This window comes from Rhizobium sp. CIAT894, assembly GCF_000172795.2.
Taxonomy (GTDB): Bacteria; Pseudomonadota; Alphaproteobacteria; order Rhizobiales; family Rhizobiaceae; genus Rhizobium.
This window is the reverse complement of the sequence record NZ_CP020947.1, coordinates 2400839-2414526: the sequence shown is the minus strand read 5'-3', so window position 1 is coordinate 2414526 and position 13688 is coordinate 2400839. Positions and strand designations below refer to the sequence as shown.

Annotated in this window: 14 protein-coding genes; 9 read left to right on the top strand and 5 right to left on the bottom strand. The window is 60.7% G+C overall.

What is annotated here, in order from left to right:
* A complete protein-coding gene (locus RHEC894_RS11950) occupies positions 1 to 612 on the top strand; it encodes an ATP-dependent Clp protease proteolytic subunit (RefSeq protein ID WP_085737429.1) in 612 nt (203 codons plus the stop codon).
* Between the two features lie 124 nt (positions 613 to 736).
* Here the strand turns inward: RHEC894_RS11950 and RHEC894_RS11945 are convergent, their stop codons facing one another.
* Positions 737 to 1486, bottom strand: coding sequence for a phosphoglycerate mutase family protein (locus RHEC894_RS11945; RefSeq protein WP_085737428.1), 750 nt, complete (start codon positions 1484 to 1486; stop codon positions 737 to 739).
* 277 nt (positions 1487 to 1763) lie between these two features.
* Positions 1764 to 2096 carry a hypothetical protein gene (locus RHEC894_RS11940; protein ID WP_085738952.1) on the bottom strand — a complete coding sequence of 111 codons (333 nt, stop codon included), beginning with the start codon at positions 2094 to 2096 and terminating at the stop codon, positions 1764 to 1766.
* Positions 2097 to 2343: 247 nt separating this feature from the next.
* On the opposite strand from RHEC894_RS11940, the gene RHEC894_RS11935 reads away from it, so the two are divergent.
* Positions 2344 to 3183, top strand: a complete 840-nt coding sequence (locus RHEC894_RS11935) for a UDP-2,3-diacylglucosamine diphosphatase (RefSeq protein ID WP_010068423.1) — start codon at positions 2344 to 2346, stop codon at positions 3181 to 3183.
* A gap of 164 nt (positions 3184 to 3347) precedes the next feature.
* Positions 3348 to 4568, top strand: a complete 1221-nt coding sequence (locus tag RHEC894_RS11930; RefSeq protein WP_085737427.1) for an MFS transporter — start codon at positions 3348 to 3350, stop codon at positions 4566 to 4568.
* Here RHEC894_RS11930 and dgcA read toward each other — a convergent pair.
* Complete coding sequence (gene dgcA / locus RHEC894_RS11925) at positions 4520 to 5503, bottom strand: N-acetyl-D-Glu racemase DgcA (RefSeq protein ID WP_085737426.1); 984 nt, start codon at positions 5501 to 5503, stop codon at positions 4520 to 4522. The two genes, RHEC894_RS11930 and dgcA, sit on opposite strands and share 49 nt — an antisense overlap.
* Before the next feature lie 85 nt (positions 5504 to 5588).
* Between dgcA and RHEC894_RS11920 the strand changes: the two genes are divergently transcribed.
* From RHEC894_RS11920 to RHEC894_RS11900, 5 genes are all read left to right on the top strand, one after another.
* The gene (locus RHEC894_RS11920) at positions 5589 to 6773 is read left to right on the top strand and encodes an MlaE family lipid ABC transporter permease subunit (protein WP_085737425.1); all 1185 of its coding nucleotides are present in this window, start codon (positions 5589 to 5591) and stop codon (positions 6771 to 6773) included.
* A gap of 1 nt (position 6774) precedes the next feature.
* Positions 6775 to 7620, top strand: coding sequence for an ABC transporter ATP-binding protein (locus RHEC894_RS11915; protein WP_085737424.1), 846 nt, complete (start codon positions 6775 to 6777; stop codon positions 7618 to 7620).
* Between the two features lie 8 nt (positions 7621 to 7628).
* Positions 7629 to 8999: an MlaD family protein gene (locus tag RHEC894_RS11910; RefSeq protein ID WP_085737423.1), complete on the top strand. Its 1371-nt coding sequence runs from the start codon at positions 7629 to 7631 to the stop codon at positions 8997 to 8999.
* Positions 9000 to 9021: 22 nt separating this feature from the next.
* Positions 9022 to 9633 carry an ABC-type transport auxiliary lipoprotein family protein gene (locus tag RHEC894_RS11905; RefSeq protein ID WP_085737422.1) on the top strand — a complete coding sequence of 204 codons (612 nt, stop codon included), beginning with the start codon at positions 9022 to 9024 and terminating at the stop codon, positions 9631 to 9633.
* Between the two features lie 147 nt (positions 9634 to 9780).
* On the top strand, positions 9781 to 11034 hold the full coding sequence (locus RHEC894_RS11900; RefSeq protein ID WP_085737421.1) for a sensor domain-containing diguanylate cyclase: 1254 nt from the start codon (positions 9781 to 9783) through the stop codon (positions 11032 to 11034).
* 14 nt (positions 11035 to 11048) lie between these two features.
* Here the strand turns inward: RHEC894_RS11900 and RHEC894_RS11895 are convergent, their stop codons facing one another.
* Positions 11049 to 11924, bottom strand: coding sequence for a D-alanyl-D-alanine carboxypeptidase family protein (locus RHEC894_RS11895; protein WP_085737420.1), 876 nt, complete (start codon positions 11922 to 11924; stop codon positions 11049 to 11051).
* A gap of 365 nt (positions 11925 to 12289) precedes the next feature.
* Here RHEC894_RS11895 and RHEC894_RS11890 point away from each other — a divergent pair, with 365 nt between their 5' ends.
* Complete coding sequence (locus tag RHEC894_RS11890) at positions 12290 to 13039, top strand: aminoacyl--tRNA ligase-related protein (protein WP_085737419.1); 750 nt, start codon at positions 12290 to 12292, stop codon at positions 13037 to 13039.
* Positions 13040 to 13084: 45 nt separating this feature from the next.
* Here RHEC894_RS11890 and RHEC894_RS11885 read toward each other — a convergent pair whose 3' ends face one another.
* Entirely contained in the window at positions 13085 to 13645 is a 561-nt protein-coding gene (locus RHEC894_RS11885; protein WP_085737418.1) for a cysteine hydrolase family protein, read from the bottom strand.
* Positions 13646 to 13688: the final 43 nt, after the last annotated feature.

Genomic DNA, 13688 nt, shown 5'->3' with positions numbered 1-13688 from the left:
ATGCGCGAAGCGATGCAACTCGTCCCTATGGTCGTCGAACAATCCTCCAGAGGGGAGCGATCTTTCGATATCTATTCCCGTCTGCTTAGAGAGAGGATCATCTTCCTCAACGGCGAGGTAAACGACACCGTCTCGGCGCTCGTCTGTGCGCAATTGCTGTTTCTTGAAGCCGAAAATCCCAGGAAGCCGATCCATCTTTATATCAATTCGCCAGGTGGTGTGGTGACCAGCGGTCTCGCGATGTACGATACGATGCGCTACATCCGCGCGCCGGTGCATACGCTGTGCATGGGAACCGCCCGTTCGATGGGCTCGTTCCTGTTGATGTCAGGCCAGCCGGGTGAGCGTACAGCGCTTCCCAATGCCAGCATCCATATTCACCAGCCATTGGGCGGTTTCCAGGGGCAGGCATCGGACATGTTCATCCATGCGGAAGAAATGAGACGGACGAAGCACCGTATGACACGGCTCTACGCAGAGCATTGCGGGCGGACCTACGAGGATTTCGAGCGTGCGATGGACCGCGACCGTTTCATGACAGCGGAAGAGGCAGTGGAATGGGGCCTTATCGACCGCATCCTGCAGGTTCGGGAAGGCCCGACCGAGCAATGACTTGCCGCCGGTTTCACCTGCTGTGCAGATGCACATCTGCGACCCAAAATCTATGACAGGCAGTCTTGGAATTTTCGCAATGTTGAAATTGTGCGCCTGTCGGCCGGCTCGGTTCAAAGCCTGATCACGGTCCCCCGGTCTTCGGCGTGATCGTCACGTCGGCGCCATAGGCATCGCGCAGTTCACCTTCCTGTCCGGGCTGCCGGTCGGCGGCCTGGTGGAGCAGGATCGACTCGTATCCTTGCAGGCGCGTTCCCTCGATCAGCGTGATATCGGCATTTCCAGGGTTGTCGGAGCGCTCGAACCATTCGACGGGGCGGTGCAGAAAATTCATTTCGACCGCCCGGTTGGTAACGCCATGGCCGACGATGACGACGTTGTGGTCGCCGTTCTCGGCGTCGCGCATTACTGTCTGAAGGAACAGCCGCACCCGCTGGGCTACATCCGCACGGCTTTCGCCATCCGGCGGCCGCGCATAGAACTTGCCGCTGTTGTTGCGCAGCCTCGCCCATTTTTCGAATTCCTCGGGGAATTTCTGCTTCTGCTCGGCATGGTCGTAGATTTCGGTGAAGAGACCGAAATCCTGCTCGCGCAACAGATAGTCCTCCCTGATATCGCCGACGGAGCTTTCCGGCAGGGCTGAGAGCAGCGCATCCTTGCTCTGGCGCGTGCGCAGGAATGGCGAATACCAGATGTGGAGCGGGGAAATTTGGCTCGGCAATCCCTTCAAGTAGGAGGCAATGACGCTACCTGCCTCGACCGCCTGGCGATAGCCCCATTGCGTCAGCGGCACGTTGTGATCGCCGAATTGGCGATAGGCCTGTTCGTTGATGTTGCCGAGGGATTCGCCGTGGCGAACGAGAAAGAGACGCATCAGCCATCCCGCATTGTCGGATATGGAATCGTCGCCATCATGAACGCGCCGGGTCCACAGGGCAACACTGCCGGCGAAAAGGGAGAGGGGCGAAGCACTTGGTCTCCGCTCGCTCCCAATCGCCGTGGCCCGTCGATCTTGCAACCTCCATCGTCACGGCAAGCGCCGACATAATCATCCTGAACCGCTCGACGGTGTCTTCATCCATTTTCATTCTCCCGAGGCTTAAACACTCGGGAGGATTCGGTTCCAAAAGTGAGAAGCGTCTTCGGGAAGATCAGCGGCCCTGGAAGATCTTGACGAGCTTTGGCGTAAACCGGTGGGCCTTGATGTCGAGGAGATCCTGGTAAGTGGCGCGACCGGAGATTGCAGCCGCCAGATATCGCTGGCAGGCGACCCTCGGAGCGTCCTTGTCCGAAACGTTTGTCACGATCCCCGCGGTACGACGCTGATTTGCGTCGAAATCCTTTGAACACTCTTTGACGAACTCATTTCTCGCTCTCGCGCTGCCTTCCAGCAGCGTGACGGTCGCATCATATTGCTGCTGCGTCGGTGCACAGCCTGCAAGCAGTGCAATAGAAATCATCATTGTCGCGGTGCGGGCGCGCATCATCAATCCCCTGGGGTTATGCCTTGATCGGCAATTGCTGTTAATTTGATTCTCGGTATGCGGGAAAGATCTCGAACCTCGCGGCCAAAAAATAAGATGTTCCGATTCCCGGGTGTTGGTATTGCGAGCTTCGGGGCCGGACGGGATCGACATTGCCATCTGGACCGAAAGAGCGGGTTTACAGGGCTTTTCCCCAGCCTGTCATCTTCCTGAAACACGAGTCTGGTTTTGGAAGGCTAGATGAAAGATGGGGCATGAGTGGCAGCTCGTGATAGACATGATGGAACCCAGACATTTCCGCACGCTCTTCATTTCCGATGTCCATCTCGGCTCGAAGGCCGCGAAGGCGGATTTCCTCTTGGATTTCCTGCGCTACCATGAGGCCGATACGATCGTCCTCGTCGGCGACATCGTCGACGGCTGGCGCCTGAAGCGCAGTTGGTACTGGCCGCAGGTCTGCAACGACGTCGTCCAGAAGCTGCTGCGCAAGGCGCGCAAAGGCACACGCGTCGTCTATATCCCCGGCAATCACGACGAATTCCTGCGCGACTTCCCGGGCATGCATTTCGGCGGTATCGAGGTCGTCGAGCGCATGATGCATGATGGCGCCGACGGCAAGAAATACCTGATCCTGCACGGCGACGAGTTCGACGTCGTCGTCCGCAATGCCCGGCTGCTCGCCTATCTCGGCGACTGGGCCTACGATACGGCGATCCGTATCAACCTCCTGCTGGCGGCCGTGCGCCGCCGCCTCGGCATGCCCTACTGGTCGTTCTCGGCCTGGGCGAAGCTCCAGGTCAAGCATGCCGTCAACTTCATCGGGGAGTTCGAGCGCGTCGTGACGGAGGAAGCCCGTAAAAGCGGTGCCGACGGCGTGATCTGCGGACACATCCATCATGCCATCATCCAGGATATGGACGGTATCCGCTACATCAATACCGGCGATTGGGTGGAAAGCTGCACGGCGGTCGCCGAGCATGAGGACGGCACCTTCGAACTGATCACCTGGCGGGCGCTCGCCAGCGCTGTGCCGGCCGTTGCCGCCGTCGAGCGAGAAGACGCGGAGTTCGCACCCCAAGCTGCCTGATTTTAGTGTCGGCGCCTCGGCGCCCGCGCTCTCAGGAATTTAGCCGTTACCTTCAGGTGACAGGCCCTATTTATTTTCTAAAACGTTTCAGTAGGGCTATTTCTCGCAATAGTCGCCTCCAGGGTGCCGTGTTAGGACAAGGTCAGTTTCCTTCAGGTCCCCCGATGATTCCCGCTCAACATTCTCCGACAGGTGAGGGAGCGCCGCCGCGCTTCCGGCTGCTCAGCGCGCTTTCTTATTGCGCGCCGCTGCTCGTCAACGGCATCGTTCTGCCGTTCTTTCCCGTCTGGCTCGCAACCCACAGTTTCAGCGACCACGAGATCGGCATTATCCTTGCCATACCGATGGTGGTTCGCGTGCTGGTGGCGCCTATCGTTGCCATGATCGCCGACCGTTTGAAGGAACGCGCCGACGTGCTGCTCTGGTCGGGTGGCCTGTCGCTGCTGACGGCGATCGCGCTCTTCTGGACGACGACTTTCTGGCCAGTGACGATCGTCTATGCGCTGCAGGGCGCCACCTTTGCTCCCTATGTGCCGGTCGTCGAATCGATCGTCATCTCGGGCGTGCGCCGCTGGGGGCTCGATTACGGGTCGATGCGCGTGTGGGGCTCGATCGCCTTCATCGTCTCGACGCTGGTCGGCGGCCAGCTGGTCAGCCGGTGGGGCGGCGAGATGGTGCTTAACGTCATGGTGTTCGGCTTTATCATGACCGTGGTCATGGCGATCTTCTGTCCGCGCATCGGCCCGACGCGGCGCCGTGGCCTGCCGCTCGACATTCCGGCCGCCACCGGCAGCGGCCTGCGTGAACCGCACCTGCTGCTGCTTCTGATCGGCGTTGCCATCCAGCAGTCGAGCCATGCGGTGCTCAATGCGTTTTCGTCGATCTACTGGCACCATCTCGGTCTATCGGGCACAGAGGTCGGCCTGCTCTGGAGTGCCGGCGTCGCTTCGGAGGTGACTGTGTTCTTTCTGTCGAAGCGTCTCAGCCGGCGCTTCAACGCCTGGACGCTGATCCGCTTCGGCTGCACCGTCAGCGTCTGCCGCTGGATCCTTTTTCCGATGAATACCGGCTTTGCCGGTTTCCTGCTGCTGCAATGTTTTCACGGCTTTACCTATGCTTTCGTGCATACCGGGGTGCAGCGGCGGATCGTGGCAACGGTGCAGGAGACGCAGGAATCCTCGGCGCAGGGCGCCTATTTCTTCTATGTCGGCATGGCGATGGCGCTGATGACCCTGGCGTCGGGTTATCTCTATGCCTGGCTCGGCGTCGTCAGCTATTACATCATGGCGCTGGTCGCGTTTACCGGCCTCGGCCTTGTCATCTCAGCCTATTACCTTCAGCCCCAGAGCGCGCTTTCCGGCGGAAAGACCAGGGAAGCAGCGTAGCGCAGGCCGGGTTCGCGGTCGCGGGCAAGCAGCAGCGGGCCGTCGAGATCGACAAAATCGGCATTCTGGGCGAGCAGTACGGCGGGCGCCATGGCAAGCGAGGTGCCGACCATGCAGCCGATCATGATGGAAAAGCCGAGCCGTTCGGCCTCGGCCTTCATCACCAGCGCCTCCGTCAGGCCACCGGTCTTGTCGAGCTTGATGTTGATCGCGTCGTAACGGTCGGCAAGGCTTGCGAGATCGCCGGTATGGTGGACGCTTTCGTCGGCGCAGACGAGCAGCGGCCGGTGGATTTCGGCGAGCAGCGCATCGCGGCCGGCCGGCAACGGCTGCTCGACAAGAGCCACGCCTGCTTGGGCGGCGATATGAAGATGGCGTTCCAGCACCGCTTCCGGCCAGCCTTCATTGGCATCGAGGATGATGGCGGCATCGGGTGCGGCGGCGCGAACGGCGCGGATACGGCTTTCATCGTCGCCGGTTCCGACCTTGACCTTGAGCAGCGCGCGGCCGGCATGTTCGCGCGCCTGGGCGGCCATCACCTCCGGTTCGCCAAGCGAGATGGTGTAAGCGGTGGTGAGCGGCTTCAGTTCGGCAAGGCCGAGACGAGCCGCGACGCTTTCACCGGTGCGTTTCGCTTCCAGGTCCCAGAGGGCGCAATCGACGGCGTTGCGGGCAGCGCCCGGCGGCATCGCCGAGAGCAGGTCGCGGCGCGAGATGCCGGCCTCGATCAGCGGGCGGGCGGCCTCGATCTGGGCGAAAACGCTCTCCATGGTCTCGCCATAACGGCGATAGGGCACGCATTCGCCACGCCCAGACGCCCCGTCTTCGGCGAGCGTGCAGCTGATCACTTCGGCCTCGGTCTTTGCGCCGCGCGAGATGGTGAAGGTCCCGGCAATCGGAAAGGAATTCATCTGGATATCAAGGGTGCGCGGCATTATTGCTGTCCTGCGAGCATGGAAATTGCAGCTTGCTTCTGTATATTGACGCGCCGGTCGTCGAACGGTCGTTCGCGATTCGGCAATGTCGCTGCAAGCCTTGAAAGACATAAGTATCTTGAACGCCGAGAATCGCAACGCTGCCTCGCTTGACGTGGACGACCATGCCGATGGCTCGGGGCAGTATGTGCGTCTCCGCGGCAATTGGCGCAGCGCCTACATCCATCTCGTGCTGCGCGATTTCGAAAAGCTCCTTCATCAGAAGGCCGGCGACCTGACGGTCGACCTCTCTGATATTTCGGATATCGATACCGCCGGAATCTGGTTGCTGTGCCGGCTGAAGAAGGAAGAGGAGGCCGCCGGCCGGACGGTTCGCTTCGAAGGCACCAATCCGCATATCGACGAAATGCTGGCGATGTTTTCCGAGGAGCCGGCTAAACCCGAGCCGGAGCAGCAGGAGAAGGTCTCGCTTGTCGCGCGCATTTTCGCGCCTGTGGGCAAGATGACCTATGACCTCTGGGATAATTTTGCCGCCTCCATGTACATCCTCGGCTCGGCGGTGCGCGGAGCGCAGATGAAGTTCGGTCGCGGCAGCGGCGTTTCGCCGGCCTCGATCGTCAACCAGATCGACCATATGGGCGTTCGCGCCGTTCCGATCATCCTTCTGATGTCGTTTCTGATCGGGGCGATCATCGCGCAGCAGGGCGCCTTCCAGCTGCGCTACTTCGGAGCGGAGGTCTTCGTCGTCGATCTCGTCGGCATTCTGCAATTGCGCGAAATTGGCGTGCTGCTGACGTCGATCATGATCGCCGGCCGTTCGGGCAGTGCGATCACCGCCGAAATCGGCTCGATGAAGATGCGCGAGGAGATCGATGCGCTGAAAGTGATGGGGCTCAACCCGATCGGCGTGCTGATCTTCCCGCGGCTGGTGGCGCTGACCATTGCGCTGCCGCTTCTGACGGTGCTCGCAAATTTCGCCTCGCTCGCCGGCGCGGCCGCGGTCGCCTGGGGGTATTCCGGCATCACCTTCGCCAACTTCCTGTCGCGCCTGCACGAAGCGGTGACGCTGTCGACGGTGCTCTCGGGCATGATCAAGGCGCCGTTCATGGCGCTGGTCATCGGCATCGTCGCCGCCGTCGAAGGGCTGAAGGTCGGCGGCAGTGCCGAATCGCTCGGCCAGCATGTGACGGCCTCGGTGGTGAAGGCGATTTTCGTCGTCATCCTGATGGACGGGCTTTTTGCGATGTTTTATGCAGCGATCGATTTCTAGCATGGCGGACCGCGTGGACGAGCAATCGAACGAAATCGAGAAAGACGGCGAGGGCAGGGACATCGTGCTTTCGGCGCGCGACGTCACCGTCGCCTTCGGCTCCAAGGTCGTGCTCGACAATCTCAATCTGAACATCTACCGCGGCGAGATCCTCGGTTTCGTCGGTGCGTCGGGCACCGGCAAATCGGTGCTGATGCGCACGGTGCTGAGGCTGCTGCCGCGCCGTTCCGGCACGATCAAGATCCTAGGCCAGGATTTCGACGAACTCGATGAGCCGCAGCGCAACGCGCTCGACATGCGGCTCGGCGTGCTGTTCCAGCAGGGGGCGCTGTTTTCGTCGCTGACGGTCAAGGAAAACATCCAGGTGCCGATGCGCGAATATCTCGATCTACCGCGCTCGCTGATGGACGAACTGGCGCATCTGAAGATTCGCATGGTGGGTCTGGCCGCCGATGCCGCCGACAAATACCCGTCCGAACTGTCCGGCGGCATGATCAAGCGCGCCGCCCTTGCCCGGGCGCTGGCGCTCGATCCCGAACTCGTCTTCCTCGACGAACCGACCTCGGGTCTCGACCCGATCGGTGCGGCCGAATTCGACGAGCTGATCGCCAACCTGCGCGATAGTCTCGGACTGACCGTGTATATGGTGACGCATGACCTCGACAGCCTGTTTTCGGTCTGCGACCGTATTGCCGTGCTCGGAAAGAAACGGGTAATGGTGGAAGGCACGATCGACGACATGCTGGCCTATGACGATCCCTGGGTGCAGGCCTATTTCAAGGGTAAGCGGGCGCGCTCGATCGTGCCGCAGGATGATGGCGCGCGGCACGGCGTGAGCGGGAAGTGACCGGATAAATGGAAACCAAAGCCAATTACACGATTGTCGGTTTTTTCACGGTGCTGGTGATCGCGGCGGCCTTCGGCTTCGTCTACTGGATGGCCGAATATGGCCGCGGTGGCCCGATGACCGAACTGATCGTGCGTATCCCGGGTTCCGCCAACGGCCTCAGTGTCGGCTCGCCGGTGCGCTTCAACGGCATCCAGATCGGCTCGGTGCAGACATTGTCGATCGATGCCGACGATCCGCAATATTCGCTGGCCTTCACCCAGGTGCGCACCGATGCGCCGATCTACCCCTCCACCAAGGCCGCTCTTGAAATCCAGGGCCTGACCGGAGCCGCCTATATCGAACTGTCGGGTGGCCGCAAGGGCGAGGAAAGCATCCTTCAGCATGCGATCGACAACGGCAAACGCGCCGTCATCGTCGCCGACCAGTCGAGCGTCACCAACCTTCTGGCGACCGCCGACAAGATCCTCGATCGGGCCAATGACGCAGTCGGTGAACTCCAGGGCTTTATCCAGGATTCGCGCGCTCCGCTGACCCAGACGTTCAAGAATGCCGAGACCTTCTCGGATGCGCTGGCCAAGAATTCCGACAATATCGACGCCTTCTTGCAAAGCGTCGGTGAGCTCTCCAATACGGTGAAGGCAGTTTCCGGCCGTGTCGATTCGACGCTCCAGGCTGTCGAATCGCTGGTCAAGGCCGTTGATGCTCAGAAGATCGACAATATCGTTTCCAACGCCGAGAAGATCACCGCCAATGTCGCCGATGCCTCGGGCGACTTGAAGGGGGCGATCCAGAAGTTCGACCAGACGGCCACTACTTTCAACGATTTCGGCAAGCAGGCACAGGCGACGCTCGATCGCGTCGACATGCTGGTTGCTCAGATCGACCCCGCCAAGGTGAAGGGTTCCGTCGACGACATCGCGCAGGCAACCAAGGATGCGCGCACCGCCGTCGCCTCGATCCGCGATGTCGCCGATACGGTTTCGGCCCGCAAGAAAGACATCGACCAGACGATCCAGGACGTTTCGCAGCTGACCAATAAGCTGAATTCGGCCTCGACCCGCATCGACGGCATTCTCATCAAGGTCGATGCGCTGCTCGGAACCGACAACACGCAATCGCTGTTCACCGAGGCGCGCGATACGCTGGAATCCTTCAAGAAAGTCGCCGACAACCTGAATGCTCGCATCGGGCCGATCGCCGACAATCTGCAGAAATTCTCGAGCGGCGGCTTGCGCGACGTGCAGACACTCGTCAACGACATGCGCGGCACCGTGAACAATCTCAACGATACGATCACCAACTTCGACCGCAATCCGCAACGTCTGATTTTCGGCGGGGACACGGTCAAGCAATATGACGGCCGGACGCGGCGTTAACTGGGAAGGCAGGGTAGCGCATATGGTCGCATCGCATTTGTTGTCGCGCCGTTCGTGGATCAAGGGAACGGTGGTTGCGCTGCCGCTGATTGCGTTGATCCTGTCGGGTTGCGGCACTTCAGCCAAGAACGATACCTATGATCTCTCCGCGGCGGTCGACGGCGATGGGCCCGCCGCCAAATCCCGCCAGATCCTGATTGCCGGGCCGACGGCACTCCGAGCGCTGGACAGCGAGCAGATCGTCATCCGAGTTTCGTCTTCGGAAATCCAGTATCTCTCGCGGGCGCAATGGGGCGACAAGCTGCCGCGCATGGTGCAGTCGAAGCTGGTGGAGGCCTTCGAAAACTCCGGCAAGCTTGGCGGCGTCGGCATGCCGGGGCAGGGGCTGGCGATCGATTATCAGGTCGTCACCGATATCCGCTCCTTCGAGATCGATGCTTCGAGCGGCAACCAGGCGGTGGTCGAAATCTCCGCCAAGATCCTCAACGACCGCAACGGCTCGGTACGCGCCCAGAAGGTGTTCCGCGCCACGGCGCCGGCGGGCGGCGACAATGACGGGTTCGTCAAGAGCCTCGACCGCGCCTTCTCCACCGTTGCCTCCGAGATCGTCAGTTGGACGCTGCGCTCAATCTGAGATGGCGCTTGGCGATCACTGCGTCGACATCAAGGGTTGCTGATTTGGGGAAATATTTGGTCCCGTGACGTTGGGGCTGCCATCGTATTCAATTTCTTCACGAATTTATGGAACGCATCATGTTATCGCTGTCAGGAGGCATGCTGCATGGTGGTCGCACGCGTATTCGGAAAATCGTCATCGGAAGCGATTCAACGCGATAATGCTCGCTTGGCGGCGCTGCAGCAGCTCGACATTCTCGACACGCCGAGGGACGAAGGCTTCGAGCGGATCGTCCGCCTGATAAAGCAGATATTTTCCATCGACATCGGCATCGTATCGCTGATCGATGGGCATCGGCAATGGTACAAGGCCTGCTCCGGAATGTCGGCAGACGAGGTGTCGCTCGAAGATACGTTCTGCCGCTGCGTGGTGGACTGCGATGAACCTGTCATCGTGCAGGACGCCACCAAGGATACCCGCTTTTCAAAACATTCCGCGGTGACGGGCGAGGATCATATCCGTTTCTATGCCGGCGTGCCGCTTAGAACGAAAGCCGGGCACATGATCGGAACGGTATGCGCTATCGACCGCCGGCCAAGGTCGTTCGGCAGCCGAGACCTCGCCATTCTCGAGGAACTGGCGGGAGCGGCGATGGACCGGATCGAGCTGATGCAGTCGGCCGCTACCGACAGCCTGACCGAGGCGATGACGCGGCGCGCCTTCAAGCAGGAAGCCGATCAGCTGATTTCACTCGCTCTGCGCCACCAGCATGACCTGTCCTGTATCGTCTTCGATATCGACCATTTCAAGCGGGTAAACGATACGCATGGACACGCTGCGGGAGACGAGGTTCTGAAAGCGGTGGCGGCGATCTGCAAGACGACCCTTCGCGTCGGCGATCTGTTCGGCCGGATCGGAGGCGAGGAATTCGCCGTCGTCCTGCCGCATGTCGATCGGGAAGGGGCTGTCGCCGTCGCTGAAAAACTCAGGGCCGCCATCGCCTCGCAACCGATCCGTGGTGATCACGGCGTCCTGCATGTCACGGCGAGCTTGGGAAGCTCGACGCTGTCGATCGTCAGCAAGGAGATCGAGACCCTGCTGGCTCAAGCGGATGCCGCAATGTATCAGGCCAAACATGGTGGCCGGAATCGCTGCGTATCATGGAGTTCGATTCATGCCGATCATGCCATCGGCGGTCGGCGGCGTGTGCTGAAGGCGGGTTCGATCCTGTTCAACGAGCGACGCTCGACCATCGATTGCACCGTCAAGTCCATCGGCTCGGAGAGTGCGGGCATCTCAGTCTCCAATACGACAGGCATTCCTTCGGAATTCATCCTGGCCATCAAAGGCGAAGGGTTCGAAACGAATTGCAGGGTGATCGCGCAAGACCGGCAACATCTGGAAGTGGCTTTCAGATAGTCGGAACGCGCAGTCTACTTCGTCGGCTGCGCGTCCGTCATCGTTGCTCCCGGCTGTTTGCCTGGCGCGGTGGATGCCGTGGCGGTCGAGGATGACGGCAGCGTGCTGTCCAGCAGGCCTGCCATCTTGTCGTCGCGCAGGCTCGCGGTTTTTTCGCCCATGACGACGCCGACGACGCGGCGGCCATCCTTCAGCGCCGAGGTCACGACATTGTAGCCTGATGCATCGGTATAGCCGGTCTTGATGCCGTCGACGCCGTCATAGCGGTACATGAGATTGTTGTGGCCGCGCAGCTTCATGCCGCGGAACTGAAAGCCGCGCATGGAGAAGAGCTTGAATTCCTCCGGGAAGTCCCGCATCAGCGAAACGCCAAGGGTCGCCATGTCACGCGCCGAGGTGACCTGTTCCGGATCGGGGAGGCCCGAGGGATTCTTGAAGACCGTATTCGTCATACCGAGCTGGCGCGCCTTGTCGGTCATCGTCTTGGCGAAAGCCTGTTCTGAGCCGCCGAGCTGTTCGGCGATCGCGACGGCAGAGTCGTTGGCGGACAGGACGACGATGCTTTCGACCGCTTCGCGCAACGTCACCTGGCGGCCGGCGCCGATGGCGAGCTTGAACGGCTCCTTGCTCTCGGCATTTTCCGACATGGTGAGCTTCTGGTCCCATTTGAGGCGTCCCTCATGCAGAGCCTCGAAGGCGAGGTAGAGCGTCATCATCTTGGTCAGCGACGCCGGATAGTTCAACTCGTCCTGATTGGATGCTTCGAGAATCTGACCGGACTGCGCATCGATGACGAAACTTGCCTGGCCGGCCTGAACGGCCGTGAAAGCGCCCATCACCATGGCGGAGGAGAGCGCTGTGGCAAGGAGCCGGGAGGTCATTTTGGTCATCGGGCTACTCTGTTGTTGGACGGCCGAGGAGAGCCGTTGGCTAAACGCAAGCCGATCGAGAAAGTTTGTGACGAAATGAAGGACAGAGGGAAATAAAAACGCTCTGTCCACAGTTGATTGCTTTTGCCTCGCGATCTTCGGTTTTGACAATGACGCGCATCGCACATAGAAAATCCGTCATGAGCATAAAGAGCGCGCCTTTCTCCCGTCGTGACCGCACCTGCCTGCAGGTCGCGATCGCGCGCGCTTTTGGCGGACGAGGTCTTCGCGTCCCGCTGTGACGTCAGGGCGCTATCGGCGTCCGGCGCGCTGCTGGACGTAAAGCCCTCACCACGTCAATCAAGGCTGCCAAGGAGACCGGCACCGTGCTCAATCTTTATCATGTCAATTCGCTCGTTCATTGGGAGGAGCGCGAGATTCATCTGCGCGATCATCTGATCGGCTTCTTCTCGCAAGAGGTCCGCAGTTTTCTCAGATCCGTCAATCCTGCCTGGGATGTCAGGAGGGTCGAGGCGCCGGCGCTGATGCCGCGGGCGCTGGTTTCGAGCGCCTATTCGAATGCCGATATCTGGGTCCAGGAACAGCTTTCCGCCGGCGACACCGCGCTGGTGCTCAGACCGGAGACCACGCCGTCCACCTATGCCTATATGCAGCACATCCTCGGAAATCACTCGAGGACGCGGCTGCCGCTCTGTGTCTGGCAGGCGGGCCGGTCCTATCGCCGCGAGCAGGAGCAGCCTATGAAGCATATGCGGCTGAAGGAATTCTGGCAGCTCGAATTCCAATGCGCCTTCACGGCCGACAGCGGCAACGATTATCACGCTGCCTGTCTGGAGCCGGTCCGCCGCATGATCGCCTCGCTGATCCATCTGCCGACGCGCATCGTGCCCTCCGACCGGCTGCCGGCCTATTCCGAGGTGACGATGGATATCGAGGTCGACAATGACGACAAATGGATGGAGGTCTGTTCGATCTCGCGGCGCACCGACTTTCCGCAGCGCTACCGGTCGCAGCCCAAGAAAGGCCCCGACATCGAACACGACGTGCTGGTCCTCGAAATCGCCATCGGCCTCGATCGTTGCGTTTACAATTGGGGCATAGCGGCTGATCGGTGAAAGACGGAAGATCGGGACCGCCTGGCGGTCCCGTCGGCCCCAAATCTATGAAAAAGCAATGTCGGCGGCAGAGCGGATTTCTACCGTCGCCTTGCCTGCATCGAAACCATCGAGCGTTTCATTATGGTGGGCGACGATCTCGGAGAAGGTGAGGGTCGCCGTATCGCCGGTGGTGTGACCATCGGCAATCAGTGTCACTTGGTATCCGAGGGAAACGGCGCGCCTGACCGTCGTGTCGACGCAGAATTGCGACATGCAGCCGCCGATGACGAGGTGAGTGACCGACCGCTCGTTCAAGCGTTCGGTCAGATCGGTCTCGAAGAAGCAGTCGGCGCTTTTCTTGCGGATGACGACCTCGTCTTGTTTCGGCGCGATCTCCTCGCGCAGCGCCCATCCGTCGGTGCCGACGGCCAATCGGTGGCCGCTGTCGCCGTCATGTTGTACCAGCACGACCGGCGCGCCCGCCTGTCGTGCCCTTTCCTGGAGCGATGCGAGCAGAGCGATGGTCTCATCGAGTGCGGAATCGACCTGCGGCTGGCGCTCCGGCGTGGCCTTTCCGGCAAGAATTGCCTTCTGCACATCGATGATCAGCAGCGCCTTGGTCATTTCGAATTCCTCACGATTGGGCGTTCTCCGGTCGCGCCCTTGC